Annotated in this window: 27 protein-coding genes, 1 tRNA gene and 3 pseudogenes; 17 read left to right on the top strand and 14 right to left on the bottom strand. The window is 60.2% G+C overall.

Annotated elements, in window-relative coordinates; all coding sequences use genetic code 11:
* The first annotated feature begins 25 nt into the window (after window positions 1-25).
* The 5 genes from RBB80_RS28895 (at window position 26) to RBB80_RS28875 (ending at window position 3,680) form a co-directional block, all read left to right on the top strand.
* Window positions 26-448, top strand: coding sequence for a CoA-binding protein (locus RBB80_RS28895; protein ID WP_433965625.1), 423 nt, complete (start codon window positions 26-28; stop codon window positions 446-448).
* Window positions 449-485: 37 nt separating this feature from the next.
* Entirely contained in the window at window positions 486-2,000 is a 1,515-nt protein-coding gene (locus RBB80_RS28890) for a protein-disulfide reductase DsbD family protein (protein ID WP_433965624.1), read from the top strand.
* A gap of 145 nt (window positions 2,001-2,145) precedes the next feature.
* Window positions 2,146-2,589: a thioredoxin family protein gene (locus RBB80_RS28885; protein WP_433965623.1), complete on the top strand. Its 444-nt coding sequence runs from the start codon at window positions 2,146-2,148 to the stop codon at window positions 2,587-2,589.
* Window positions 2,586-2,987, top strand: a complete 402-nt coding sequence (locus tag RBB80_RS28880) for a YybH family protein (protein WP_433965622.1) — start codon at window positions 2,586-2,588, stop codon at window positions 2,985-2,987. Before RBB80_RS28885 ends, RBB80_RS28880 begins: the two co-directional genes overlap by 4 nt.
* 78 nt (window positions 2,988-3,065) lie before the next feature.
* Window positions 3,066-3,680: a redoxin domain-containing protein gene (locus RBB80_RS28875; RefSeq protein WP_433965621.1), complete on the top strand. Its 615-nt coding sequence runs from the start codon at window positions 3,066-3,068 to the stop codon at window positions 3,678-3,680.
* Here RBB80_RS28875 and RBB80_RS28870 read toward each other — a convergent pair.
* The 3 genes and pseudogenes from RBB80_RS28870 to RBB80_RS28860 all read right to left on the bottom strand — a co-directional run bounded on the left by RBB80_RS28870 (window position 3,677) and on the right by RBB80_RS28860 (window position 6,592).
* The gene (locus RBB80_RS28870) at window positions 3,677-4,171 is read right to left on the bottom strand and encodes a VOC family protein (protein WP_433965620.1); all 495 of its coding nucleotides are present in this window, start codon (window positions 4,169-4,171) and stop codon (window positions 3,677-3,679) included. The two genes, RBB80_RS28875 and RBB80_RS28870, sit on opposite strands and share 4 nt — an antisense overlap.
* A gap of 67 nt (window positions 4,172-4,238) precedes the next feature.
* Window positions 4,239-5,602, bottom strand: a pseudogene (locus tag RBB80_RS28865) (replication-associated recombination protein A).
* A gap of 195 nt (window positions 5,603-5,797) precedes the next feature.
* Window positions 5,798-6,592: a TrmH family RNA methyltransferase gene (locus RBB80_RS28860; RefSeq protein ID WP_433965619.1), complete on the bottom strand. Its 795-nt coding sequence runs from the start codon at window positions 6,590-6,592 to the stop codon at window positions 5,798-5,800.
* Window positions 6,593-6,732: 140 nt separating this feature from the next.
* On the opposite strand from RBB80_RS28860, the gene RBB80_RS28855 reads away from it, so the two are divergent.
* On the top strand, window positions 6,733-7,377 hold the full coding sequence (locus RBB80_RS28855; RefSeq protein ID WP_433965618.1) for an L-threonylcarbamoyladenylate synthase: 645 nt from the start codon (window positions 6,733-6,735) through the stop codon (window positions 7,375-7,377).
* 227 nt (window positions 7,378-7,604) lie between these two features.
* On the top strand, window positions 7,605-8,180 hold the full coding sequence (locus tag RBB80_RS28850; RefSeq protein WP_433969938.1) for a YdcF family protein: 576 nt from the start codon (window positions 7,605-7,607) through the stop codon (window positions 8,178-8,180).
* On the opposite strand, the pseudogene RBB80_RS28845 reads toward RBB80_RS28850, so the two are convergent.
* A pseudogene (locus RBB80_RS28845) lies at window positions 8,177-8,719 on the bottom strand (DUF92 domain-containing protein); the annotation flags it as partial. The gene RBB80_RS28850 and the pseudogene RBB80_RS28845 overlap by 4 nt on opposite strands.
* 123 nt (window positions 8,720-8,842) lie before the next feature.
* Window positions 8,843-9,052: a hypothetical protein gene (locus RBB80_RS28840; protein ID WP_433965617.1), complete on the bottom strand. Its 210-nt coding sequence runs from the start codon at window positions 9,050-9,052 to the stop codon at window positions 8,843-8,845.
* A 147-nt stretch (window positions 9,053-9,199) separates the two neighbouring features.
* Between RBB80_RS28840 and RBB80_RS28835 the strand changes: the two genes are divergently transcribed.
* Together RBB80_RS28835 and RBB80_RS28830 are read left to right on the top strand one after the other, a co-directional pair.
* A complete protein-coding gene (locus RBB80_RS28835; protein WP_433965616.1) occupies window positions 9,200-9,862 on the top strand; it encodes a hypothetical protein in 663 nt (220 codons plus the stop codon).
* A gap of 83 nt (window positions 9,863-9,945) precedes the next feature.
* On the top strand, window positions 9,946-10,746 hold the full coding sequence (locus RBB80_RS28830) for a hypothetical protein (protein WP_433965615.1): 801 nt from the start codon (window positions 9,946-9,948) through the stop codon (window positions 10,744-10,746).
* A 320-nt stretch (window positions 10,747-11,066) separates the two neighbouring features.
* Here the strand turns inward: RBB80_RS28830 and RBB80_RS28825 are convergent, their stop codons facing one another.
* Together RBB80_RS28825 and RBB80_RS28820 are read right to left on the bottom strand one after the other, a co-directional pair.
* Entirely contained in the window at window positions 11,067-11,966 is a 900-nt protein-coding gene (locus tag RBB80_RS28825) for an anti-sigma factor domain-containing protein (RefSeq protein ID WP_433965614.1), read from the bottom strand.
* Window positions 11,963-12,433: an RNA polymerase sigma factor gene (locus tag RBB80_RS28820; RefSeq protein WP_433965613.1), complete on the bottom strand. Its 471-nt coding sequence runs from the start codon at window positions 12,431-12,433 to the stop codon at window positions 11,963-11,965. The genes RBB80_RS28825 and RBB80_RS28820 overlap by 4 nt, the downstream gene beginning before the upstream one ends.
* 327 nt (window positions 12,434-12,760) lie before the next feature.
* Here RBB80_RS28820 and RBB80_RS28815 point away from each other — a divergent pair, with 327 nt between their 5' ends.
* On the top strand, window positions 12,761-13,555 hold the full coding sequence (locus RBB80_RS28815) for a TlyA family RNA methyltransferase (protein ID WP_433965612.1): 795 nt from the start codon (window positions 12,761-12,763) through the stop codon (window positions 13,553-13,555).
* Window positions 13,556-13,761: 206 nt separating this feature from the next.
* On the opposite strand, the gene RBB80_RS28810 is transcribed toward RBB80_RS28815, so the two are convergent.
* A complete protein-coding gene (locus tag RBB80_RS28810) occupies window positions 13,762-15,999 on the bottom strand; it encodes an AsmA family protein (protein ID WP_433965611.1) in 2,238 nt (745 codons plus the stop codon).
* Between the two features lie 408 nt (window positions 16,000-16,407).
* Complete coding sequence (locus RBB80_RS28805) at window positions 16,408-16,581, bottom strand: hypothetical protein (RefSeq protein WP_433965610.1); 174 nt, start codon at window positions 16,579-16,581, stop codon at window positions 16,408-16,410.
* On the opposite strand from RBB80_RS28805, the pseudogene RBB80_RS28800 reads away from it, so the two are divergent.
* Together RBB80_RS28800 and RBB80_RS28795 are read left to right on the top strand one after the other, a co-directional pair.
* Window positions 16,576-16,680, top strand: a pseudogene (locus tag RBB80_RS28800) (NAD(+)/NADH kinase); the annotation flags it as partial. The gene RBB80_RS28805 and the pseudogene RBB80_RS28800 sit on opposite strands and share 6 nt — an antisense overlap.
* Window positions 16,681-16,868: 188 nt before the next feature.
* The gene (locus RBB80_RS28795; RefSeq protein WP_433965609.1) at window positions 16,869-17,267 is read left to right on the top strand and encodes an NAD(+)/NADH kinase; all 399 of its coding nucleotides are present in this window, start codon (window positions 16,869-16,871) and stop codon (window positions 17,265-17,267) included.
* 342 nt (window positions 17,268-17,609) lie between these two features.
* Here RBB80_RS28795 and RBB80_RS28790 read toward each other — a convergent pair whose 3' ends face one another.
* Genes RBB80_RS28790 through RBB80_RS28775 form a run of 4 tightly spaced genes read right to left on the bottom strand, consistent with a single transcriptional unit; the run spans window position 17,610 to window position 22,170 of the window.
* Entirely contained in the window at window positions 17,610-18,389 is a 780-nt protein-coding gene (locus tag RBB80_RS28790) for an ABC transporter ATP-binding protein (protein ID WP_433965608.1), read from the bottom strand.
* A 6-nt stretch (window positions 18,390-18,395) separates the two neighbouring features.
* Window positions 18,396-19,499, bottom strand: coding sequence for an ABC transporter permease (locus RBB80_RS28785; RefSeq protein ID WP_433965607.1), 1,104 nt, complete (start codon window positions 19,497-19,499; stop codon window positions 18,396-18,398).
* The gene (locus tag RBB80_RS28780; protein WP_433965606.1) at window positions 19,499-20,896 is read right to left on the bottom strand and encodes an ABC transporter permease; all 1,398 of its coding nucleotides are present in this window, start codon (window positions 20,894-20,896) and stop codon (window positions 19,499-19,501) included. Before RBB80_RS28780 ends, RBB80_RS28785 begins: the two co-directional genes overlap by 1 nt.
* Window positions 20,896-22,170, bottom strand: coding sequence for a Fe-S-containing protein (locus RBB80_RS28775; RefSeq protein ID WP_433965605.1), 1,275 nt, complete (start codon window positions 22,168-22,170; stop codon window positions 20,896-20,898). Before RBB80_RS28775 ends, RBB80_RS28780 begins: the two co-directional genes overlap by 1 nt.
* A gap of 209 nt (window positions 22,171-22,379) precedes the next feature.
* On the opposite strand from RBB80_RS28775, the gene RBB80_RS28770 reads away from it, so the two are divergent.
* Window positions 22,380-23,072 (top strand): GNAT family N-acetyltransferase, encoded by a 693-nt coding sequence (locus RBB80_RS28770; RefSeq protein WP_433965604.1) that lies wholly within the window; start codon window positions 22,380-22,382, stop codon window positions 23,070-23,072.
* A 189-nt stretch (window positions 23,073-23,261) separates the two neighbouring features.
* Window positions 23,262-23,642: a hypothetical protein gene (locus tag RBB80_RS28765; RefSeq protein WP_433965603.1), complete on the top strand. Its 381-nt coding sequence runs from the start codon at window positions 23,262-23,264 to the stop codon at window positions 23,640-23,642.
* A gap of 57 nt (window positions 23,643-23,699) precedes the next feature.
* Here the strand turns inward: RBB80_RS28765 and RBB80_RS28760 are convergent.
* A tRNA-Arg gene (locus RBB80_RS28760) sits at window positions 23,700-23,776 on the bottom strand.
* A 323-nt stretch (window positions 23,777-24,099) separates the two neighbouring features.
* On the opposite strand from RBB80_RS28760, the gene RBB80_RS28755 reads away from it, so the two are divergent.
* Genes RBB80_RS28755 through RBB80_RS28745 form a run of 3 tightly spaced genes read left to right on the top strand, consistent with a single transcriptional unit; the run spans window position 24,100 to window position 25,773 of the window.
* Entirely contained in the window at window positions 24,100-24,462 is a 363-nt protein-coding gene (locus tag RBB80_RS28755; protein ID WP_433965602.1) for a twin-arginine translocation signal domain-containing protein, read from the top strand.
* Window positions 24,459-24,752, top strand: coding sequence for a (2Fe-2S)-binding protein (locus tag RBB80_RS28750; RefSeq protein ID WP_433965601.1), 294 nt, complete (start codon window positions 24,459-24,461; stop codon window positions 24,750-24,752). Before RBB80_RS28755 ends, RBB80_RS28750 begins: the two co-directional genes overlap by 4 nt.
* Before the next feature lie 13 nt (window positions 24,753-24,765).
* Entirely contained in the window at window positions 24,766-25,773 is a 1,008-nt protein-coding gene (locus RBB80_RS28745; RefSeq protein ID WP_433965600.1) for an FAD binding domain-containing protein, read from the top strand.
* Window positions 25,774-25,782: the final 9 nt, after the last annotated feature.

Below are 25,782 nucleotides of genomic sequence, written 5' to 3'. Positions count from 1 at the left end.
TCCCGTCAAAGGCTTCCGTACAAAAGTGAACGAACCAGAGATCATCCGCAGAATGCTCGGCGTCACCGCTAAAGAAAATCCGCGCACCATCGCGGTCATTGGCCTGTCAGAAGACCCTGCCAAACCCAGCCACTACGTCTCCGCCTACATGCAGCAGCACGGCTACAAGCTCTACCCAATCAACCCCTCCATTCCTGAGGTTCTCGGCGAGAAGTCCTATGCGTCACTCTCCGACCTCCCCATCAAACCCGACATCGTCGACGTCTTCCGCCTGCCAAAGTTCATCCCCGCTATCGTTGACGAGATGATTCAGCTAGGCCTTCCCAACGTGTGGGTCCAGCAGGGAATCATCAACCTTGAAGCCGCCAACCGCGCCGAAGCTGCAGGAATCCACGTCGTCATGGATCGCTGCATCATGGTCGAACACCGCCACCTGACACCCAGGTGACAAAACGCCGCGAAACAAGCCCTACAATTGGAAGTGAATGAAGAACGTACGCAAATTATCCGCACTTCTGACCTTCGTCTGCGCCCTCCTCTTCCAGACACCCGCGAACGCCCAGCTACAGGTGGTCGGCGACGGCGGCCCCGGCCCCGTCAAAGCCCAGCATCTCACCGCGGAACTCGTCTCTCTCTCCCCCAGCATCGCCCCCGGCGGCACCCTCCAGGTCGGCCTCGTCCTTACCCTCGAAGAGCACTGGCACGTCTACTGGATCAACGCCGGCGACTCCGGCGAGCCGCCCAAAATTAACTGGACCCTCCCCGAAGGCGTCACCGCCGGCCCCATGCTCTTTCCCATCCCCAGCCGCCTTCCGCTAGGCCCGCTCATGGACTTCGGCTACGAAGACGAGGTAGCCTTCCCCGTCCAGCTCACCGCCGCCAGCTCCGTCAAGCCCGGCCCCATCCACCTCGACGCAAAAATCAACTGGCTCGTCTGCCGCGAGGTCTGCATCCCCGGCAAAGCGCATCTCGGCCTCAATCTCAACGTCGTCCCCGGAGCCGCCCCGGCACAACCCGTCGGCGCCATAGGCGAAGCCCTCACCCTCATCCCCAAGCCGCTCCCCGCCGACGCAAAGCTCACCATCAGCGGCGGCAAGACCGACTTCGTCTTTAACCTCATCAGCGGTGGCCGCGAGACCAACGCCGAGTTCTACCCTGCCGATCAGGATCAGATCGCCAACGCCGCCCCCCAGCAGATCGAGCCGACCTCGGACGGTGTTCGCCTCCGAGTCCGCCGCTCCGAAGACCTCAAGACCCTCCCCGCGCAGCTCCACGGCGTCCTCAAGCTCTCCGACACTGAAGCCTACGACGTCACCGCCCCCGTCACCCGCGGCGAAGTCGCCGCCGCCCCCGGCAGCAAAATACCCGGCGCTCCGGCCGCCAGCAGCGTCACCACACTCAGCGCCATCGGCCTCGCATTCGTCGGCGGTATCATCCTCAACCTGATGCCCTGCGTCTTTCCGGTCCTCTTCCTCAAAGGCCTCGCCCTCGTGCAGTCCTCCGGCGAAGAGCGCAGCCGCCTCCGTAGCCACGGCATCGTCTACACCCTCGGCATCCTGGTCTCTTTCTGGATCATCGTCGCGGCTCTGCTCATCCTCCGCGCCACCGGCAGTCAGGCCGGATGGGGCTTCCAGCTTCAATCCCCAACCTTCATCGCGGTCCTCGCCGCTGGCCTCTTCTTCTTTGCGCTCTCCCTCGCCGGCCAGTTTGACCTCGGCCTCTCCCTCACCAGCGTAGGCGGCGGCCTCGCGCAGAAGCAGGGCTACACCGGCAGCTTCTTTACCGGCGTCCTCGCCACCATCGTAGCCACACCCTGCACCGCGCCGTTGATGGGAGCCGCCATCGGCTTCGCCCTCGCCCAACCCGCCGGAGTCACCTTCGCCGTCTTCACCGCTCTCGGTCTCGGCCTCGCCACACCCTACCTCCTCCTGAGCTTCCAACCCGCCTGGACCCGCATCCTCCCCGTCCCGGCGCGTGGATGGAGATCCTCAAACAGTTAACCGCGGTCCCTCTCTTCGGCACCGCCATCTGGCTCGCATGGGTCTACGGCAACCTCCACAGCGGCAACAGTCAGGGAGTCGATCACCTCACACGTCTGCTCTGGTGCTTCCTCGCCTTAGCCATCGCAGGCTGGGCTCTCGGTAAATGGCCCGCCAACTGGATCAGTGCCATCGCCGCCGTCCTCATCGCCGCGCTCGGCCTCGCCATCCCCTCTACCAGCCAAAAGACACCACCCTTGTCTGGGCCCCCTATTCGCAGCAATCCCTCGACCAGGCCCGCGCCGCCGGTCATCCCGTATTCATCGACTTCACCGCCGCCTGGTGTCTCAGCTGCCAGGTCAACGAGCGCGCCGTACTCAAATCCGCCGACGTCCAGCATCAGTTCAGCAAAAACAACGTAACCCTCCTCAAGGCCGACTGGACCCAATACGACCCCGAGATCACCAAACAGCTGGCCTCGGTGAATCGCAGCGGCGTCCCCACCTACGTCATCTATCCGGCGATGAAGAACTCCTCCGCCGACGTCCTCCCCGAACTCCTCACCAAAGACATCGTCCTCACCGCCCTCGAAAAGGACGTGAAGCAATGACGACCGAATCCACCCAATCCGACGAGCAAAAAATCCGCGACCTCATCAACGCGTGGGGCGAAGCCTCCGAAGCCGGAGACCTCACCGCCCAGATGCAATTGATGACCGAAGACGTCGTCTTCCTCACCTCCGGCAGCGCTCCCATGCGCCGCAAGCAGTTCGCCGAAGCCTTCGCCGCGATGGTCGCAATCATGCACCTCACCTGCCGCTCCAACGTGCAGGAGATCACCATCAGCGGCGACCTCGCCCTCTGCTGGAATCTCCTTGAGGTCTCCTTCACCCCCATCGAAGGCGGCCAAACTCGCAAGCACGCCGGAAACGTCCTCACGGCCCTCCGCCGCGGCCCCAATGGCCAATGGCGTATCTGGCGCGACGCCAATCTCCTCACCCTGGTCTAATTCCATCGTCTAAACGGGCAGTTCGCCCGCGACGTTGGCTGCGAACTTTTCGCCATTTTTAGTTGTGGAGGTGCTCCCATGACCCTCAAGACCCACCGCAATCTTCTCTTCACCGTCGTTCTCGCCTTCACTACCATTCCCGCTCTCGCTGTAGTCCCCGGCACTCCAGCCCCCGACTTCAAAGGCACCGACTCCAACGGCGCTCAGCACACGCTATCGGAGTATCGCGGCAAGTTCGTCGTGCTCGAATGGGCCAACCAGGGCTGCCCCTACGACCGCAAGCACTACCTCAGCGGCAGCATGGAGTCGCAGCAACGGGACTGGACCGGCAAGGGCGTCGTCTGGCTCTCCGTCATCTCCTCCGCCCCCGGTCAGCAAGGCTACGTCACCCCCGCGCAGGAGAACACCTACCTCAAAACCATGCACGCGGTACCCACCGCCGCCATCCTCGATCCCGATGGCACCATCGGCCGTCTCTACGAAGCGAAGACCACCCCGCACATCTTCGTCATCGACCCCACCGGCAAGCTCATCTACCAGGGAGCCATCGACGACAAACCCACCACCGAGCAGGAAGACCTCAAAGGCGCACGCAACTACCTCAACGAAACCCTAACCGCCGCCATGGCCGGCAAACCACTGCAGGTCGAGAGCACCCGCCCCTACGGCTGCTCCGTCAAATACGCCCACTAAGGAGCAACGGGATCACCCATCAAAGTCCATCTGTCCATCACAGCCTGTTCGGCAGCAGACTTCATCTCCTCGTCCGTCATAGCCCTCAGCCTCTGAGACAACGACCACTTATGTCCGTAGGGGTCCGTCATCTGCCCATACCGGTCGCCCCAGAACATATCCGCCAGAGGCATCGTCACCGTCGCGCCGCCCGCAACCGCTCTGTCCCAGAAGCTCTGTACGTCGCTCAGGTTTAGCGCCAGCGTAATCGGCGAGCCACCCAGCGCCTGCGGAGTCTCAGAGGAGCGCCCCATCGTCGAAGCAAGATCGTCGGCCAGCATAATCATGCCGCCGTTGATCAGCAGACGCGCATGCATAATCTTGTTGCTCCCCGGCATCAAATGCGGCTCGCCGTCGACCGTAGCCCCAAAGGCTTTTTTGTAAAACTCGATCGCTTCGGCGGCGTTGGAGACGACCAGGTAGGGAGTGATAGGCGGAACCGGTGCGAGCATATTTCCTCTCTTCTGCTGTCAGAATTCGAAAGCACGGAATTGGAAAGCACCGACACTCTACCACGCACTATTCCCGCTTGGCTGCCCTTCTCTGTGAAATGATCCGTGAAATCTCCTCCATCCTCTGCGCCAGGAGCTTCTCCCGTCCCTCATTCGTCGGATGATAGTAGCGCCGCCCCGCCAACCCCGCCGGCAGACACTCCATATCCGCCACGCGACCCTCCACATCATGCGCGTACTGATAGTCCTTGCCATAGTCGAGCGACTTCATCAACTTCGTCGGAGCATTCCGCAGGTGCAGCGGCACCGGCTCCGCAGCCGTCGCTTCAATATCCGCCTTCACCGCACCATAAGCCGTATAAACCGCATTCGACTTAGGAGCCAGCGCCAGATACACCACCGCCTGCGCCAACGCCAGCTCACCCTCCGGATGCCCCAGAAAGTGCATCGCATCCCGCGCGCTCAAACAAAGATTCAGCGCCTCCGGAGCCGCCAGCCCAATATCCTCCACCGCCATCCGCACAATCCGCCGCGCGCAATACATCGGATCTTCGCCAGCCTCAAGCATCCGTCCCAGCCAATACATCGCCGCATCCGGATCCGAGTTCCTCACACTTTTATGCAGCGCCGAGATGATGTCATAGTGCTGCTCGCCCTTCTTGTCATACAGCAGCACCCTACGCTGCAAAGCCTCCGCAGCCAGCGCCTTCGTGATCAGCTTCTCCCCGCGCCCCCTGGTTCAAGAGAGACAGCCAGCTTCGCCGCCACATCCAGCGCATTCAATCCATTCCGCGCATCCCCACTCGAGTAAGAAGCAATCGTAGCCAAAGCCTCCTCATCCGCCTCAACGCCACTCGCTCCCAGCCCACGCTCAACGTCCGTCAGTGCCCGTTGCAGCAGCCCCACAACCTGCTCCTCCGTCAACGCCACCAACGTATACACCCTGCACCGTGACAGCAGCGCAGCATTAATCTCAAACGAAGGATTCTCCGTCGTAGCCCCGATCAACCGAATCGTCCCCCGCTCCACATAAGGCAAAAACGCATCCTGCTGCGCCTTGTTGAACCGGTGAATCTCATCGACAAACAGAATCGTCCGCGACCCGAAACTCGCAGCCTTCTCCGCCGCCACCATCACGTTCTTGATCTCTTTGATCCCACTCAACACCGCCGAGAACTCGATAAAACTAGCCTGTGTCATCTGCGCAATAATCTTCGCCAGCGTAGTCTTCCCAGTCCCCGGAGGCCCCCAGAAGATCATCGACGTAGGATCATCCCCCTCAATTGCCAGCCGCAGAGGCTTCCCCGGACCCAACAGATGCTCCTGCCCCACATACTCTGCCAGCGTCCGCGGCCGCATCCTCTCCGCCAGCGGCGCCTGCCTCGCACGCCCAGCCGGAGCAGTCATCGGACTAGCATCAAACAGACTCATTCCTCTCCCTCACCCCTGCCGCTAAGATCTTTCCCCGACCTCAACAAATCGCCCATTCGACCCTCAACGAATCGTTGTTTCTCGGCCTTGGCAAAAATCGCCGTCATCTCGACCGGAGGCGGCGTACTTTGCCGCCGCAGTGGAGAGACCCCCGCATTCGTCTTTGTTGTCGCTTGCTCCGTGATACCGGACTCATCAGCCACTCCTCTGCCGCGAAGCCTCATACAACAACAACGACCCAGCCACAGCCGCATTTAAACTCTCCACCGGTCCAGGGCAGGGAATCGTCACCCGCGCATCGCACATCTCCATCCACTCCGCCGCCAGCCCGCTTCCTTCATTCCCAACCATCACCGCACAAGCTGCCACAAAATCCATCTCCTGCGCCGCAACCACACCCAAATCATCCGCCCCCACAGCAGCAATCAACCGAACCCCACGCCCCTTCAACCCCGCAACCTCGGCAGGCGTCACCGCAACCACCGGCACACGAAACACGCTCCCCACACTAGCCCGCAGAGCCTTCTGGTTCCAAGCACTCACAGTCCCCGCCGTAGTCAGCACACCACTAGCCCCAAACGCCTCAGCCGACCGCACCAGCGTCCCCAGATTCCCCGGATCCTGCACTCCTGCAGCAATCAAAATCAAAGCCGCCCCCGCGCCCTCAAACAAATCCGCTAAAGTCCGCACCGGAGGCACCATCAAAGCCGCCACCCCCTGCGGCGACTGCGTCTCCACCACACTCCCAAGCACTTCATCCGTCAGCCGCAGAACCTCCACCCCACGCGGCACAATCCCCGGCACCGTCCGCCGCTCACTCACAAACACGCTCTTCAGCACCATCCCGCTCCGCAGAGCCTCTTCCAGCAGATGGTCCCCTTCAATCGCGACCATTCCCCCACTCAACCGCGCATGGCCCTGAAACGCCGCTCGCAGCTGCTTCACCCGCGCATTCGCCCTGCTCGAAACCACCAACTCCGAAGTCTGCATCTCCCAAATCTTACGCCGTCCCGGCTCTCACCCCTCCGCTGTCCTTGAGTCCACAGAGGCGGTATGCTAAGGTGCGAGACTGCGGCATCGCCAGCAGCACCCGGCCCAAACGGACGGGTTAACCGGTACAGGAGCAAGATTTGACGGCCGAAACACTCCGTATTCATCCCGACGAGCCCGAACCAGCGCTCATCGACTACGTCGTCTCCAGCCTCAACAACGGCAACGTCGTCGCTCTCCCCACCGACACCTTCTATGGCCTCGCCGTCGATCCCGTCAACCTCAAAGCCGTCGACCGCATCTACGACCTCAAAGCCCGCGCCCGCCATAAGCCTCTCTCGCTCCTCATCGCCGAGGTCGCCCAGGCCTACGAGCTGGCCCGTCAGCTCGACTCCGCCTTCGACCGCCTGGCCGAAAAGTTCTGGCCCGGCCCGCTCACCATCGTCGTCAAGGCCGGCTCCAAACTCCCTCTCCGCGTCACCGCAAACACCGGCAACCTCGCCCTTAGGGTCCCCGAAGCCGCCATCCCCCGCGCCGTAGTCAGCCGCCTCGGCCTGCCCATCACCGCCACGTCCGCCAACCTCGCCGGCTTTCCCGAGTGCGCTTACGCCAGCGGCGTTCTCGAGCAACTCGGCGACAAGATTCCCCTCATCGTCGACGGCGGCCCCACCGCCCGCACCACCGCCACGACCATCGTCGATCTCTCCGGCGGCGGCAACTCCTGGATGATCCTCCGCGAAGGAGCCATCCCCACCCACGAGATCGCCCTCGCCCTCCAGCATTAGCGATTCATCTTCTTCCGTCCCCCAGCAACTTTTGCATCGAGCCTTAGGGTCCGACCCTGTAGACTAGCTCGATGCAAAAGTTGAACTCTCTGGCATAGCCTTGGGCCTTCGTACGCTCTCTGGACAAACATGATCGCGCCTCAATCCAATCTGCGCAGCAGAAGCACAACCCGCGGGCTCCTCCTGCGCCGCCTCTTCGCGCTTTTGCTCATCATCGCTACGGCTTGGTGCATCTGGGTCTACGTTCAGATCGACACCGTCGCCCGCCAGGACAACGCGCAGCCCGCCGATGCCATCGCGGTCTTCGGAGCGGCAGAGTACCTCGGCCATCCATCCCCCGTCCTTCACGCCCGCCTCGACCACGCCGTCGAACTCTACCGAAAACAGATCGCCCCCTCGTCATCACCCTCGGCGGCGGCACCGACAAAGACTCCGGCAACACCGAAGGCGGAGTAGGCCGCGACTATCTCCTCGCCAACGGCATCCCCTTCGCCAACATCATCGCCGAGACCCGCTCCATCGACACCGAGCAGCAGGTCCACCGTCTCGCCGCCATCGCCCGCGAAAACAATCTCCACCACATCGTCGTCGTCTCCGACGGCACCCATCTCTTCCGCATCCGCAAGCTCTGCGAGGACGCCGGCCTCGACGTCTACACCTCACCTCGCCCGCTGCTCGGACACATCAGCAACTACGACCTCTTCATGCGTTACGTCCACGAGATCATCAGCTACACCGCGCTCCGCCTCAACGTCAACGTAGGCTTCCTGCACAGCTGGCTCGAAGGCAAACCCGACGTCTAATGCAGCAAAAGCCGATAGACAGCCGCGGCTAAGATCGCAGCAAACACAGTCGAACTGAAGTTCACCAGATCATTCCCCAGCCAACCTCGACGCTCCACCGTAGCGCCCAGCAGGCTGTCGAAAAATAAACCGCACACCCCGGCAATCCCCGCAATCGCTCCATCCCTAACGCTCAGTCGAAGCGCCCAGGCTCCCACCGCAGCCACTAGCACCCCGGCAACAACTCCCACACCAGAACCTAGCAAAGTCACTGCTCCATCCGTTCCGATGTCGACCCGTCGCAACCCCACAAGCATTACCGGAGCCCCACCAAACGCCTGTCCAATCTCCGAAGAAACCGTATCCGCCGTGGCCTCCACCAGCGCCGCGAGACACATGATCATCATCAGGGGATGCACCCCGGTCAAGTAGTGGGATTTCTCGAATCCCATCAGAAAGACGAAAGTAAGCCACGAGACGCTCAACGCCGCTGCCGCAAGATTTGCAATCACCTGCGCCGCACTTCGCCCCCGGCGACCTTCAGCGAGCCCTGCCCGCGCTTTTTTCGTCTGCCTGCTCGCGTCGAAAAAAGGTTAGTACGAAGAGAAGAACCAAAGGCGTAAGCCCGGATCTCAGTATCGTGTCGCGTGAAGAAACAGTTCCACTCAGAAGAATCATGCAGATCATTCCGCCAGCCAATGCACCCCCAGCGTGGCAGCTCGCAACGCCGAGACGAGACACGCAAACGCAATACTGATCCCGACGATCTTCACAATAAGAATCAATGCAGCAGTTCTATCCGTATCCCATAGGAAGTAAATCTGAGGATGAACGGAGGTGGTCTCCAAAGCTAAGACGGTACCCACCACTCCAACCAGCCACTTCGACTGCAACCGGTCTCGCGCCTCCGGAATAGCCTTCTTCCAGCCCGTATTCCACTCGCCCCCTGTATTTCCCCGCCCATCCCAACCTCATGCCATTCCGTGATTTACAATCGAACCTTGAGCATAGCCAACACCAGCACCAACGCGGGAGCAGTTTTGCACTTAGCAAGTATCGAAGCAAAAGGAACCATCCAGTCGCGGTCGCACCGGCGCCACGTTCGGTCTGCAGCTCAGACCCTCCGGTCTACACTCAGTCTCGCAGCGATCGTCGCCGTCCTGGCTTCGGTTAGTGGTTGCGGCAACAACTACCGCCCTGTCGTCAGCGCCATCAATCCTGTCGGCCCCGCGGCCCAGCCGCAAAAGTTCGCCGTAGCCATCTCCAGCACCGGCACCGCGGCCAATCCTCAACCGGGTCTGCTGACCTTCGTTGACTTCTCCGGAGACACCATCCTCATCACGGCCAATGTAGGCGTGGACCCCTACTACCTCATCCTGAACGGTGGAACCACCACTAACTCGAACGCGAGCACCGGATATACGCTCAACAGCGATCACACCTTCACCAGCTTCGACATCGATACCCAACTGCTCACCAGCCAGATCCTCCAGACCACACTCCTCCCCGGCGCCAACCCGGTCGCAATCCTTCCAGAAGGCGTCAACACCTACGCCACCGACCCCACCATCAATCCCGGACAGGGTGTCATCTCACAGTTCACCGGCTCCCCCTTGCGCTCCGCCAGCAGCTTGCCATCGACCCAGCCTTCACTCCGGTCTATACTGTCGGCGTCGCCAACGGCCCGCGCGTCTATGCACTAAGCAAGAGTCTTACCCCAGGCGCACCCGGTCAGGCCAGCACCATCGAAGTATCAACCAACACCATCGACCCTACGCCGATTCCATTGGGGGTCAACCCCGTCTACGGTGTCATGACCGCCGACGCCAAGCGCGCCTTCGTTCTCAACCAGGGCGATGGCACCGTCTCAGTCATCAACGCCCAGACCAATCGGCTCGACACTGTCCCGGTAAGCCTCACCAATCCGACGAATCCCACCAATCCCATCCAGCTCTGCATCGCCCCGGCATGCGCCAGTCCCGCGACGGTCAACCCGCTCTGGGCAGACTTCGCCCCGGTTCGTAATGAGGTAGTCGTAGCCAACGCCGGCGACGGCGTAAACCCCGGCTCGCTCAGCATCATCAGCATCCCTCTCTGTTCGGCGACTGCTCAGACCGGCAATCCAAACTGCGACCTCAATAATCCCGTCGACGCCATCGGCTTCGGCACCGTCGTTGCGACCGTTCCAGTCGGCGTCAACCCGGTCATGGTCGGTGTCCTGCAGGACACCACCAACAGCCGCGCCTACGTCATCAACAAGGGAAACACGAGCCTGCCTTGCGCAGCCCCGACGGCCGCAGTCACAGCCGCCACCACCACTTGCTCGGTCTCGGTGATTAACCTCAACACCAACACCGTCATCGCGACCATCCCACTTCCGCTAAGCCTCAGCCCGAACGCATCTACCCCGGCCAACAACGGTCATCCGAACTACATCGCTGTCACCAGCGGCACTCCCACCGGCAAGGTCTACGTCGTATCGCCGGACTCCAACTTCATGACCGTCATCCGCACCGATACAGACGCCATAGACACCACCGTCCCGTTGCAGGGCGGAGGAGTCTCAGTTCGGGTCACCCAACCCTAGAACTCCTCGATGGAGCAAAACGCGGGCGCCCCATGTCTCGATTCTGAGACATGGGTTTCACACAGTCGTCGAATTCAAACTCAACGACAAACCCGTCTAAGAGGGTGGAATTTGTAACAACGTATAACCCTTATAAGGCGTCATCTCGACCGAAGTTGCGCAGCCTCATCGCGCGACGCAGTGGAGAGACCCCGTATTTTGTCTTCGCTTATGCAGCTGCCACATCAAAGCCCTGAAATACAGACGCGAATTCATCGGACAAAAAGAAGCCATCCCGCAGAGGACGGCTTCTTTCGTTTCCATTGAAATTGACGATGAGCTTACTCGCCGACAGCGGCGCCGACCAGGATAATCGGCAGAGTCGGTGTCGTCGCTCCGCCTTCATCCTCCACGGTCACGCCGAACGCCTTCGCCTCGACGCCCTTGGGCAGCGGCGGCATGATCACACTCGCGTTTCCGCGCGCATCCGGACGGAACGTACCCGCCGGAATCGGATTCTGCCCTTCACCGGCCGGGATCAGCCAGAGCTCATACGTCTTCGACGGCTGCAGCGGCTGAAGATTCGTCGCCAGGAAGATCAGCGTTCCCTTGCTCGCAACATACGTCGCTCTGCCTTGCGGAACGGCCGGTGGCGCACCCTTCACGTTCAGGGTCACCCTTAGCGCGGAGCTGTCGGTCATCGCATCCAGAACCTGGCGCGCTGCCGCAGCATCCGCGGTCAGGTGATCAATTCTGCTGGTCTGCTCCGTCACAGCGCTGCGAAGCGTCTCGCGCTCCTTGTAGAGATCGCCCGCTGCCACCGCCAAACCCGCAGCAACTGCCCAGCCGACCCACGGCAGCACCTTACCGGCAAACCGGCGCTTCAGCGGTTCTTCCGCAGTGGAGTAAATGCTTCCCGCCCCACGTCCGAACCCTTCGTTCGCAGCAACGCTCGCACTCGAACCGGTCGAAGCCCCTGCTTCCACCGAACGATCGATCGGAATTGCCTTCTTCTCGCGTCCGACCTGCTTCATCAGCCGCTCGCGAGCCTCTGCAGACGGCGATTGCATCTCGACCGTATGGGCATACACCGCGAGATCGCCTTGAATCTCGGCCAACTCCCGTCGGCCCTCCGCCGACCGCTCCACATAAGCGGCAATCTCCGCCATCTCTTCTGGTGGAAGCAGCTGCATGGCAAACAACGCCAGATCTTCTGATGTGATACGCCGTGGCTCGCTCATGCCGGGAACGCCTTTCTCAGCGAGGTCAGCGCGCTGCGGATTCTTGTCTTGACCGTACCTAGCGGATCGCCCGTCATCTCCGCGATCTCGGAGTGCGTCAACCCATCAAAAAATGCCATCTCCAGCGTCTTCCGCTGCTCCACCGGCAGCAGATTGATCACCGCTCTTGCCTTTTCCATCAAACTATTTCGTTCCGCTTCGTTCGCAAGATGGTAGCTAGAGGCCAACGACATATCGTCGACCGATTCCATCGGACGCTTTCTACGCAGTGCATCGATCGACCGATTTCTCGATACCACAGCGAGCCAGCCGCCAAGACTACCGCGAGTTGCAACAAACCCATCAGGATTACGCCAGATCTGCATGAATATTTCCTGGAGCACGTCCTCCGCCGCGGCCGGGTCTCTGAGAACCCGAAGGGCCACCGAGTACACAACCTTCGAATAGCGGTCGAACAGCGCCGCCATGGCGTACTCGTCCCCCTCTGCACAAGGCCAAGCAGAACAGCGTCGTCCTGCCCCGAGGGCGGCGGTGAATTCACGAGTCCCGTTTCTCTGTACATAAAACGCACCCAATACAATTGCAGATTGCAAAAAGCGCCAAGTATTTAGGTTCCCTCAGGCAACCCAATGTGACCTCAAAGAAGTTACTCTATCTACTGCACACCAGAGCTACTTTACCCGAAAAAGCAACCTGCGGCAGACTTCCTGTTCCACGCGTATCGAATTTGCAATTTCATTCTCATAAAGAAAATCGGCCGCCCTGTTCGCCCCGCTTCAGACAGACTCAACCCGATGAGCAATCCCATTCAGCTCCAGCGCAGCAAGTCACCAAAGTCCCGCATCGACAAGCTCCTCGTCGATCAGGGGCACGCCGCCTCCCGCGAACGCGCACAAGCTCTCATACTCGCAGGACGTGTCCTTGTCGACGAGCAGCGCATTGACAAACCCGGTACCCCTGTCTCCTCCGACGCCGTCATCCGCCTCCTCGGCTCCGATCTCAAATACGTCAGCCGCGGCGGCCTCAAGCTCGAGCGCGCCCTCGCCCACTGGTCCATCGACCTCACCAACCTCGCCTGCGTCGACGTCGGCGCCTCCACCGGCGGCTTCACCGACTGCATGCTGCAAAGCGGCGCACGATCTGTCTTGGCTGTAGACACCGGCTACGGCCAGATCGCTCACAAGTTGCGCGACGATCCCCGCGTCACCCTCCGCGAGCGCACCAACGCCCGCCTCCTCACTCCGGGCGAACTCCTCGCGCCCGACACCCTCATCCCAACCTTCATAGCCATGGACGTCTCCTTCATCTCCGCGACCCTCGTTCTCCCCGCCGTCCTCGCAGCTCTCAGCACACCCGATCATCCCTGGCAAGGCACCACCATCATCCTCGTCAAGCCGCAGTTCGAAGCCGGCCGCGCCAACATCGGCAAGGGCGGCATCGTCCGCGATCCCGACGCCCGCCAGGCCGCCATCGAGCGCGTCCGCGAGTGTGTCATCGAGCAGCACGGCACCGCCATCGACCTCATCGACTCACCTATCCTCGGCATGGAAGGAAACCACGAATACCTACTCCACGCGCGTTTCCTCTAGCGCAGATTCAAAGCTGCTCATGGAGACGGGCAGAGACGCGCAAAAAATCCATCGCGCCCTGAGCATTAGTCGAAAGGAGAAGACCCCGCGGTTGCCTTTGCTCTTCGCCGTTGCCCTTGCTTGTTCTTTTGTTTGTCATTCCGCAGCGAAGCGAAGGAATCTGCGGTCGGCTTCACTGTTCAACGTCGCCTGTTGTAGCCAATGACTCAGTGCTTCCCAAGCAAACCACCCAGCGCATTGCTCAAAGGATCGGCAGCCTTCTTTCCGTTAGGCTGCTGCCCCTTCCCGTTCAGCAGACCTTGCGCCGCACCCACTCCCACGCCCGTAGCGAGACTCGCAACATTCGGGCTGAACGTGGGATTGCTCGTCGTCCCGCCAATCGCCACAGGAATTCCCGACTTCAGCACACCTCCCGCAATCCCTCCCAGCGCAGCCCCGCCAGAGTTGCCGCCCGGAATAAACCCAGACAGCGTTCCAGCCAGCCCAGCCGCGCCTGCCCCAGAGCTAGCCTGCTGCGTCCCGCCTCCGCCAACCGACAAGCCCGTCAACTTCAGCACGACGTTGTAGTTCAAAGCGCCCCCGGCACTCACAGTTCCTGCCCCGGTCGCCGTCCCCACACCCGCCACATCCAGAGCAATATTATCCGTCCGAATATTCCCGCCCTCCTCCCGCACATTCATACTCAAAGAACGAATCGTAGTCCCCGATCCAGTTGCAGAAGTAATCCGCCCTCCCGTAAACGACGAAAGCGCCTGCAGCTTCGATCCCAGATCAAACCCCGCAAGCTGCGTATTATTAATCTTCACTGGCCCACTGATCACAGGAGTAGCCGTCGTCCCGGTCACCGCCAGGTCCGTCGTCAGCGTCCCTCCTTGCAGCCGTGAGCCCTGCGGCAGATGCACTCCAAGCGCCGGCAAAAACGCCTCAAGCTCGTTGATCGAAAGCGCATTACCAACCACCTTCAGATTAAGCGCCGTTGAAGGCCCGCTCGTCTGATACGTTCCCGACAGGTTGATCACAGCGCTGCCAATGGTCACTACCGCCTGCTGCACCACACCACTCATCGACTGCTCATTCTGCGTCAGCGTGAACTGCAACTGCACCGGCTTCGCCGAAGGCACACCATCCTTCGCCAGCTTGATGCCCGCAACCGTCGCCGCTCCCTGCGCATTCAACGTCTGCCCATTCGACTGAATCTTCGCCTGCACATCCGCCACGCCGCTAATCCCCGCATCCGGCGGCACCACTCCCGCCGAGCCAATCTCAACATGCTTCAAATTCACCACCGCATTCAGCGGCGTGCTCGCATTATTCTCCTGGTTGAACGGACCCGCCGTTCCATTCGCACTCACGCTTCCGCCATTAGGCAACTGCCCGCTCAGGCTGAACGGCGAAGCACTCTTCGGAGACATGTTCGTCACCTGAGCATTCACCTGGCTATACACCGCTGTACCCTGTTTGCCCGCCGTCGCCAGCGTAATCGTTCCATTCTTTATCTGCGCATCGTCCACGGACAGGCTATTCAACATCGATGCCCCCTCCGCATTCGGATCTTTAGGCTTCGGCTGCTTCGGCCCATTGCTCTGCACCAGCGTCAGCTTCGGAGTATCCACCAGCAGCTTCGTCACATGCATCTGCGTCCCGCTCCACGCCGCATCCAGCACCAGGTTGTCGATCGTCCCCTTCACGCCATCAGACGCATCCACAAAACCCGCCGCCAGAGGATCAAGATGCTTCACCTCAAGATGCCCCGAGAACGGCGTCGCCGAAGCATCCTGCTGATTGAACGGCCCCGCCGAACCCTTCAGCTCCACCGTCCCTCCCGCCGGCAAACCAGCCGAAGCCTCAAACGGAAACGACTTCGTAAACGCAAAATCCTTCACCTTCAAATTCACATTCTCGTACACGCGATTGGTCGCGCTCGCCGCTCCCGTCGTTCCGGGACCCGCACCCACCGTGATCCGCCCGTTCTGAATGTTTACTTCGCCCACCGTCAGGTTCGGAAACGCCTGCTTGGTCTCCTCACTCTGCGCCGGCTGGCTTCCGGTCCCAATCGTGGAGTAATTCCAAGTCCCATTCGCCGCTCGCAGCAGCTGAATCTTCGGCGACTGCATCGAAAACCCGCGAATAATCACCTGTTTACTCAGGATCAAAGGAAACAGCTCCACCCCGATCTTTACCGTATCGGCCTGAATAAAAGGCTGCGTGCTGAATCGCGGATCGTCGGCAACCACCGTATTCTCCGCCACCAGGCTCCCCGTCAGCACCGATAGATTCACCTTCCCAATCGCAACCTTCCGCCCCAGCGACTTGGTCAGCGTCGATTCAATCTTTGCCTTGAAACTATCCGTGTTGAGGAACAGCGGCACACAAACAGCCGCAAGGACGATCAGCGCCAGAACAGCACCCACCGCAATCAGGATCAACCGTGCCGGTCTTCCCATGCCATCACCTCGTCCGTACCGTATCTAATTTCAGATGCCGCCGCCAAAATCGATGTTGCACGCCCACTCGGACGGGGTCCCGGCCAGCAGCAATTCGCCGACGGAAGGGGGCGAATTCATTCCCCTTCAAGACTGCACTTCGGGCAGTGGCCTCAATTGCCGTCAGGGGTAGAGGTTACGTCTGATAGCGTATCGACGCAACCTGAATGTCTTTGCGCCTCCGTGTGGCAGCACGCCACGCCTGCGTCCTACGGCACCCATCGCGAGAGCATCACGCGGTCTCATGGTGGCGCTACCCTTTCCGAGAGTCATTACAAGCCAATTCGACCGATCTGACTGCGGTCAAGCCGCTCCAAATTCCTACCCAACCGTCAGGGAAGCATTGCTGACATACAGTTACACTAGAGATCAATGCTCCAGGCCGCCATTATCTCCAAGCCCCAGAAGCCGGAACTCGCCGGCATCCTTCGCGACCTCATCGCGTGGCTCGAAGCTCGAAACTACCACTACCTTCTCGATCCCGACAGCGCCGCCTACGTCTCGGGCGTAAACCCTATCGCTCGCGTAGACCTCCCCTTGCACAAGCCAAACCTTGTCATCGTCCTCGGCGGCGACGGCACTCTCCTCGCCGCAGCCCGGGCCTTCGCACGCACCACCACCCCCATCCTCAGCGTCAACCTGGGCTCCCTCGGCTTCCTCACCGAGATCCCACTCTCCGAGCTCTACCCCACGCTCGAGGCCTGGTGCGACAACTGCGCCGAGATCGAAGTTCGCAGCATGATGCGAGCCGAGATCATCCGTGACGGCCAGATCGTCAAGCAGTGGGATGCCCTCAACGACGTCGTAGTCGCAAAGGAACCATCGCCCGCATGGGCGACTTCTCGGTTGAGATCGACCAACAGGCCGTTGCCACCTTCCGCGCCGACGGCATCATTGTCTCCACTCCCACCGGCTCGACTGCCTACAACCTCGCCGCCGACGGGCCTATTGTCATGCCCAGCGTCAACGCCATGCTGGTCACCCCCATCTGCCCCCACCTGCTCACCATTCGCCCCATCGTCGTCCCCGGCGACTCCACCGTCAGCGTCGAGGTCGTCGGCGTCCCCAACGAGATCTACCTCACCGTCGACGGCCAGGAAGCAGTCCAGCTCAAGCTTGGCGACCTGGTCCACTGCCAGCGCTCGGAAGCCAGCGTCCGCCTCCTTCGCCATAGCCCCAACGGCCTCTTTAGCGTCCTCCGCTCGAAACTCAAATGGGGCGAGCGCTAAGCAAATCCCCAGCGAGCATAATCTCCCTCTCCGACCAACGGGAGGCGCAAGCAGATCGCACATCTCTGACAAGGTATACAAGTCACGAAGTGACCGCCTCCGCGTAGGAGGACCGTCCGGCAGGACAAACTTTTATTTTTGTGGTGAAGCGCGTTTTTGCTGGGGGTTCTAGCGAAATCGGCTGTTTTGGTGTGGTGTTTTGCTGGTGTGGATGTGGTGAAATGCGTGGTAAACGTGGTGCGCCGGCACTCACTTTTGAGGGCGCAAAAAATGCGCCAAACGGAGCGATAATTTTTCGACAATCCTGGTGCAGCCGGGCAAAGTCGATCCGTCGCCGCGTCTTTAGAGACGGTCCGTCGCGCGGCGCAGGGTGACCATCGGCCCACTGACGGGATGGCAGAAGACCTGTCCATGGCTCAGCGCGATCCTTCTCTGCGCGAGGCCAGCCATCTCGGGATCATGCGTCACCATCACGATCGTGTGGCCGTTCCTATGCAGGTCCTGCAGCAGCTCCGCCACGATCTTCTGATTGGCGGCATCGAGATTTCCGGTCGGCTCGTCCGCCAGCAGGATGGGTGGATTGTTGATCAGCGCACGCGCGATGCAGACCCGCTGCTGCTCGCCCCCTGACAACTCACTAGGCAGATGCGAGACCCGGTCGCCGAGCCCAACCCGTGCCAGCGCGGCCCGTGCCTCTGTCTCATCGGTCATCGAGTGAAAGTATTGCGCCAGCATTACGTTCTCAAGAGCGGACAGGTAAGGAATGAGATGGAACTGTTGAAAGATGAAACCGATCTTGTCCGCGCGAAATCGATCGAGCTCGGTCGCGGTCATGGATGCTGTATCGACGTTATCGATCTTCAGCTCACCCGCGGTCGGCCGGTCGAGGCAGCCAATGAGATTGACCAGCGTACTCTTGCCCGAACCGGAGGGTCCGGTGATGGCGACCCACTCTCCGGCGACGATCGAGAAGGTGGCATCTCCAAGTGCACGCACGACGCCGCCGTGCCCAGCGTACTCGCGGGTCACGTGCTTCAGTGCGATGACAGCGCAGTCGTCCCGCGTGCTTCCGGTTGGATCAGCCAGCGGCCCCGTGACTAACTTCGCTTCGCTCACAGTCATATTTTCTCACTCACCTTTCAACAGCGCGGCGGGCTGTAGACCACGCAGCACCCGGGCAGGGAATAGCGCTGCCATTGCAGCAATTGCCAGATTCAGCAGCAGCACCAGGGGCAGGACCGATGGATGCGGCAGTGTGGCCGTGTGAAAGTTCCCCTCGCTGATGGCCCACGCCGCCGCAGATCCGACGACAAAGCCCACCGCTACGCCCGCCAGCGCCAGCACCAGAGCCTCCAGCAGGAACATTCCCATCAACTGCGCCTGCGATCCGCCAAGCGCCTTCATCAAGGCGAAGTCCCGCCGCCGCTCCAGCACGCTCGCTGAGAGTGTTGCCAATACGCTTACCGCCACCGTCAGCGCAATCAGCAACACTGCTCCATACATCAGCGCATGGGTGCGGTCGACGATCTTCGACTCTCCCTCGACCAGTTGCCGCACGGGCTGCACCTGCATCTCGGGGAAGTCCTGCTGCAGACGCGCTATGGTTGCCTCGACCTTCGCCGCGCCTCCCGGAACCTGAAGTTCAATCACGCTCGGGCCGACTGCGGTCCATGCGGTGAAGGCGGCGAGTGGCATATAGATGCGACTGTCTTCGTCGCCGCCGGTCTTGATCCGTCCTGCGCCATTCAGCGTGATGGAGTGTCCTGCGAAGGTGAGCGCAACCGCGTGTTCATTCCCGACGAACTGCGCCGCCCTCTGACCAAGCAACGCAGCGTCCGAGGCTGTAGCATCGGGCCATGTCTCCACCTGCCACCACGAATCCAACCGTCTGACCGCCGCAAAATCTGTTCCTGCGACGACTACCGGTGTTCCGGTATCGGTCGTCGCCACGGCATAGGCAAACTCTGCGGCCAGCGCATCGGGCCCCGCCGCCTCCTGCACACGGGCAAGGACATTGGTGCGAAGAGGCGTCGAAGCGGGAGCAGAGAGGACAACATTCGCGCCGAAGCTGCGAAACTCTTTATGAAGCTTGGCGTCGAGATCTGCGTAGAGCGTTAGCAGCGCCGTCGCTACGCCAGCCGACACAGTCATCGCCACCAGCGCCGAGATGCTTCGCGCCCTGCGATGCACCAGGGACCGCCGCAACATTCCAAAGAGGCTCAGCTTCACCATCAGGCATCCGCCCTCAGGATCGCCGAAGGCTCCATGCGCAGGGCCGTCCGAATCGATGGCGTACTTCCTGCAATCGCGACTACCAGCGCCAGCGCGACCACAACCGGCAGCAACACCGGAATCAACACAGCCTCCGCGGCCCCGCCGTCACCGGCAAAGATTCTCGCGCCCAGCCAAGCCGCAAGTCCCGAGCCAAGCAGATATCCCATGCTCCCTGCGATCAGCGCGAGCAAACCCGCCTCTGCGTAGAACAACAGGGCAATCGCACCTTTGCTCGCACCCAGCGACCGCATCAAACCAATCTCCCCACGCCGCTCAAGAATCGCCGTTGCCATCGCAGCGCTCACTGCAAATCCTGCAGCCAGCAATGCTGCTGCACTGATCAGCCACATCAGCCCCGAGATTCGCTTCAACACATTGCCTTCGCTCTGTTCCACGCGCCGAACCTGCTCTGCCTGTGCTCCAGGAATCGCCTCGCGAATCTGGTAAGAAATCGAGTTCGCATAGGGCCTGCAGTACCAGATCTCCCGCTGCTTCGGGGGCAGGGAATCGGGATCGACCCGCGCAAAGGCGTCCTCCGGTTTGGTTCGGGCGCTTACTTCGACGCGCGAGATGTCGCGCTGCACTTCACCGATTCTTTTACCATTTTGATCAACCGGCGCAACCTGATCGTCAGCGTCAAGAGGGTAGAGGATTTGCTGATCGGTGACATCACCAGTAGTGACGATACCGACGACGTCACCTTCGAACTCATTACCCATACTTATCCAGTCGCCGATATGCAGGCCAAGTCGCTTTGCTAGCGCCGAGCCGAGTACGATCTCCTGTGCGCCCTCGCCGTGCGTAGCGGTGATGCTCCGCTCAACCGGCCAGCGCCCCTGTAGCTGCCACCAAGGATGCATTTGTGGCGCGCCCGTCACAAGTGCTCCGAATGGATGCTGGAACCAATATCCAACTGCAGTTATGGGAAACGCCCCGAAGCCTGCCATCCTTGGATCGTTCCAGTGCCAAATTACACGTGGGTCATATGGGCCACCGGTCGCCGTATTTCTGACGAGCATCATTCCAGCCATATGAAACTCCGGGCTTACACCAGTGATGTTGTTTGCCCAAAAGATTGTCTTGAGCTTTTCTAGATCACTCTCCTTCAGATAAACCCCGCCTGAAGCCGGCTTCAGATCCACACCGCCCACCTTCACATCGAGCAGATCAGCCTTCGGATAGACAACGATGTTGGCTCCATAGACTGCAAGCTCTTTATGGATTCGGTCGCCAATGGTAGTCGCGAGCGCGAGCATCGCCGTCACGGCCGTGGTCCCAAGCAGGATCGCCACACCCGCCAGCATCTTGCGCCGGCGCTGTCTGCGAAAGCTCTCCATGAGCAGGCGAAAGAACATCAGCGTTCAAAGACCGGGGCAAGCGCCCGAAGATCCGCAGCCTCAATGATCAGTTGACCGCCACCGACGGTCGACTTCAGCGGGATGGGATTGCAACCGCCCTTCTGCCCCATCGACGACGCGTTCAAAGGCGAAGCGCACATCTTGCAGGTGATCCCCTGCTCGCCGATGTAGAAGCCAACCGGCCCGCAGATCTGACAGGCGTCTGCCACCGAGACGATGTTTCCGTCGGGCTTTTTGAACAGAAGGAAGCGGATCTCTACGTTGCCGCCCTTGCCGTCGTCAAGATGAACGCCGTAGCGATGCAGCTTGTCGTCGTTGACGTCAGCTGTAGGCAGCGTCACCTGCGAACCCACAAGCGTCACCGCAGCGGTTGGAGAGAGAGCGGTGGAACTCTTCGCGTAGATAAATTCCGCGGTGGAGAGAAAGATGAAGACGAAGCTCGTCGCAACCACGGCGGTCATCCACATCTTCTCGCGTCGCTGGGTCCACTCGGCTCGGCGCTTGTCGGCAGGGGTCGCATTCGCGCTCAGCACAGCGGGAGTGCGGCGCTTGTACTCCAGGAGCATCATCAGTCCGGCTAACGCCAGCATGGTGACGAAGAAGAAGAGATCGTTGCGGACGATGGGGCCGATCAGACGCATCTCCGTAGGGCTCGATGGGAGCACGCCATTCTCGCTTAGCTCATGCAGGCCGCTGACGATCAGCTGGAAGGCCACGAAGTAAAGGATGACGGTGGTGACGCGGAAGAATCGCTGCAGGTTGATCTTTACGCTGCCCCGAATGAACAGAATGCCGAACACAACGGCAACTGCGATTCCTAACAGCGTTCCGGTAAAGCTAAGCAACTCCGTCGAGTTCAGGGTGACTGCCGACAGAATCAGGACGGTCTCGACGCCTTCGCGAAGGACCAGCAGAAAGACAAAGAAGAACAGCCCCGCCTTCGATACGCCCCCCGCCCCGGTGTACTGGGAGATCTTCTCCTCGATCGATCCCTTCATCGTCCGAGCCGTTTTGTGCATGAACCAGATCATGCTGATGACGAAGACGGCGGCGCCCAGCATCACCCAGCCCTCGAAGATATCCGTATTGAACTGGCTCCGGGCGATCACGACTGCCCCCGCGACGCTGGCAGCAATTGCTGAGCCCAGAGCCCAGAAGACGGTCCGCTTCAGCTCCGGCCTTCCGATCTTGGAGAGGTAGGCGAAGACGATGCCGACGATCAGCGATGCTTCGACCCCCTCGCGGAGCGTGATGATAAATGCCTGCAACATAACGTCTTTCTCTTCCCTGGCGACGCTCCGGCAGGCCGGCAACCGCCTGCCCCGAGCCCATCTCCACGAGGCTGGATCGACTCCTCGTACCAGTATCCAGTGTATTGCGGACTAAATTGGTCGTCAATCAAAGCTGCCCGATTATCAGCCGGATTTTCCACCCACCAGGTTCTCGAGCCAAACGGTCGAACACCGTATTCTCTATAAGAATGACCGATCTGCCCGAGAGCCTCTTCGCAAATCCGGTGTGGAATGCCCTCCACACGAAGCACCGCCACTTCGCGCTTTCCGTTGGGGAGGCCTGCCGCTATCCTGGCGATGTAGCACCCTTCGCAGCCGTCGCTTCGCCAAACGAAGCCGCATTGACGCAGCTTCACGCTCTTCTGGTTCCGGGTGAATCCGTCTGGATTGTGGGCGAAAGCTATCCCCGTCTGCCGCAGCTCGTCTTCGAACAAAGGCTCGAGTGTCTCCAGATGGTCCTTCCTGAAGAGATAACTCCGTCTGCGCGAACCGTTGAAATCGTCCCGCTTACAAACGAAGATGCGCCAGAGATGGTCGCCCTCACCGACGTCGCATTTCCCGGCTTCTTTCGCAGCAGAACCTGCGAGATGGGCTCTTACTTCGGGGTACGGTCGGAAGGCCAACTCATCGCAATGGGCGGCGAACGTCTTACTCTCGATGGCTACCCGGAGGTCAGCGGAATCTGCACTCGCCCAGGCCACCGCGGTAAAGGCTATGCCGAAAATCTAATCTGGCATCTTGTACGAAACCATCGTCGCGAGGGCCTGGTGTCGTGGCTTCACGTCAGCGCGACGAACGAACGAGCCATTCAGATCTATCTTCGAATGGGATTCGTCGAGGTTCGCAGAGTGATACTTCACCGTATCTCGCGCAAAGACTAGATGGTCTGGTTTTGTTTTGACGGTAACTTCCGCACATTCGAAGGTTCAGGCGAGGCCCGTTTGCAGACGAGATACGTCTAAAAACAAAGCTTCGGAGTGCGCCCAAGTTCAAACTCCCTGCGCGGCTGAACTATAAATGTCACGAAAGTCTCATCGACGAGTGACATGACGAAATGAGACCATCAATCTATGTTGGAAGACTACAAGCGCCGCTCTGCAGCGATTATTCTGGGTTGCGTCTGGATGGTGATGCTTGCCGTTCTGTCCTTCTTGCCCAACCACGACAAGCTCCTGTTACACACAACGGGGCACTACCATCGTTGGGGGCATGTGCTGGCTTTCCTTACGGTGACTCTTCTTCTGGTCGGCAGCGTAACCTCTTTGCGGTCACGATTTACTCTGGCCGCCATTGTCGTGTCCTTCGGATATCTTTTGGAGTTTCTGGAACACTTTATCTACAACAATCCACTCGAGCGGTCAGACATCATGATAGACGCGCTCGGCGTCATCTTCGGAATGATCCTCGTGCTCGCCCATGAAGAGGTCAAACGTATTCGGGGCACCGAATAGCAGACTCTTTCATAAGAGTTGGTAGTTCTTCTCAGGCTAAATATGAGTTGGATGGAATGGTGCGCCCGGAAGGATTCGAACCTCCGACCCTTTGGTTCGTAGCCAAATGCTCTATCCAACTGAGCTACGGGCGCACATTGCGTGGGTTGCAACCTTTTAAAGATATAGGATTTCGCTCTCTGCGGCAAGCCGAGCACTCATCGAAAGCGAGTGCCGACAAGTCGCCCCAGGGAAGACAAAGCCCAGCGAAAGATCGGCCGACGATGGGAAAAATGCTGTAGACGTATGGTCTGGGGAGATTTGATTTGCAGACCATTTGCCGCAGAGATGCCGACCGCTTGTCCCATTGATTCACGAAATGCATCAGCAAAATTCTTCGGAGGTCGCCGGAGGCAGGTAGTCGCCGTATATGAAATAATTTCGTACGTTCAAAGAGCGCTGCGTTCGGAGGTGGAACTTGGCCGTTGATGAAAGAGACACAAAAGAACCAACGTCTTCCTTAGGGAAGCTGAGCCGCAGATCGTTTCTGTCCCATATGGGAGCCGCGGGCGTTGCTACCGCAGCGACGGCGGTCACTCCGCTAGTCGTCTCCTCGGCGATAGCTGAGACGCAGGAGAGGACAGTTCCTGACGCCGAGGCCATTCCGGGAACGATGCCAGTGACACTCAAGGTGAACGGCAAGTCGTATTCGGTTCAGATCGATCCGCGTGCAACTCTGCTGGACACCTTGCGCGAGACATTGCATCTCACCGGGACCAAAAAGGGTGCGACCACGGGCAGTGCGGTGCTTGTACGGTGCACATCAATGGTCGGCGCGTGAACAGTTGTCTTACCTTTGCGGGCATGCAGCAAAACGTCGAGATCACCACCATCGAAGGTCTCGGCCAACCCGGCCACCTGCACCCAATGCAGGAGGCTTTCGTGGAGCACGACGGTTTTCAGTGCGGATATTGCACCTCCGGACAGATCATGTCCGCGGTCGCCATGGTGAAGGAGCCGTGGGGAACAGGGGATAGCGATGTGAAGGAGGCGATGAGCGGCAATATCTGCCGCTGCGGAGCGTATCCAAATATCGTTGCGGCAGTCCAGGCAGTTCGGCGAATGGCATAGGAGGAGATCGACGATGGAACTCTTCGAACTGGTGACGGCCAACACGGTTCCAGATGCGGTGAAGGCTCAGGCGAAATCGTCCACGGCCCAGAATGGCGCGGAGATACGCTTCATTGCAGGCGGGACCAATCTGATTGACTACATGAAGCTGAACGTCGAACGGCCGAACCGATTGGTGGACATCAATCGTCTGCCGCTGGACCAGATCGAGAAGACTGCCGACGGTGGACTGAAGATCGGAGCTCTCGCACGCAACGCCGACGTGGCTCAGGATGCAACCGTGAAGGAGCAGTATGCAGTGCTGTCGCAGGCGCTGCTGGCCGGTGCATCACCGCAGCTGCGCAACATGGCGACGACCGGAGGCAACCTGCTCCAGAAGACACGCTGCGTTTACTACAGGGACACGGCGACTGCCTGTAACAAGCGTGAACCGGGCTCCGGCTGTTCCGCTATCGGCGGCTACAACCGCATGTTGGCGATCCTGGGGACAAGCGAGCACTGCATTGCGACGAACCCTTCCGACCAAAACGTCGCGCTGATGGCGCTCGATGCCTCAGTCCATATTGAGGGCGTAAAGGGCCAGAGGACCGTGCCGATAGCGGAGTTCTACCTTGTTCCCGGATCTACCCCGCAGCGCGAGACTGTGTTGGAGCCGGGCGATCTGGTGACATCTATCACATTGCCTAAGCTGCCCGTCGGCGCAAAGAGTGTGTACTTGAAGCTGCGTGATCGCGCCTCCTATGAGTTCGCGCTGGCCTCAGCGGCGATTGTGATGAAGCAGGACGCAAGCGGAAAGATTGAATTCATTCGCGTTGCGATGGGTGGGGTTGGAACGAAGCCATGGAGGTCTGCAGAAGCTGAGAAGGCGCTTCTTGGAAGGACCGCAAGCTCGTCCACCTTCCTAGCCGCAGCAGAGGCTGCACTGCACGGCGCGAAGCCTCAGAGCCAGAACGCATTCAAAGTTGAGCTGGCAAAACGCTGCCTGACGCACGCGATGGGACAGGCGAGTCGAAGCGCCTAAGGAGATGAC

The sequence above is a fragment of the Tunturiibacter gelidiferens genome, assembly GCF_051013345.1.
GTDB classification, from domain to species: Bacteria; Acidobacteriota; Terriglobia; order Terriglobales; family Acidobacteriaceae; genus Edaphobacter; species Edaphobacter gelidiferens_A.
Note: the sequence above shows the minus strand (reverse complement) of the source record. Positions and strands in the feature narration are given on the sequence as shown.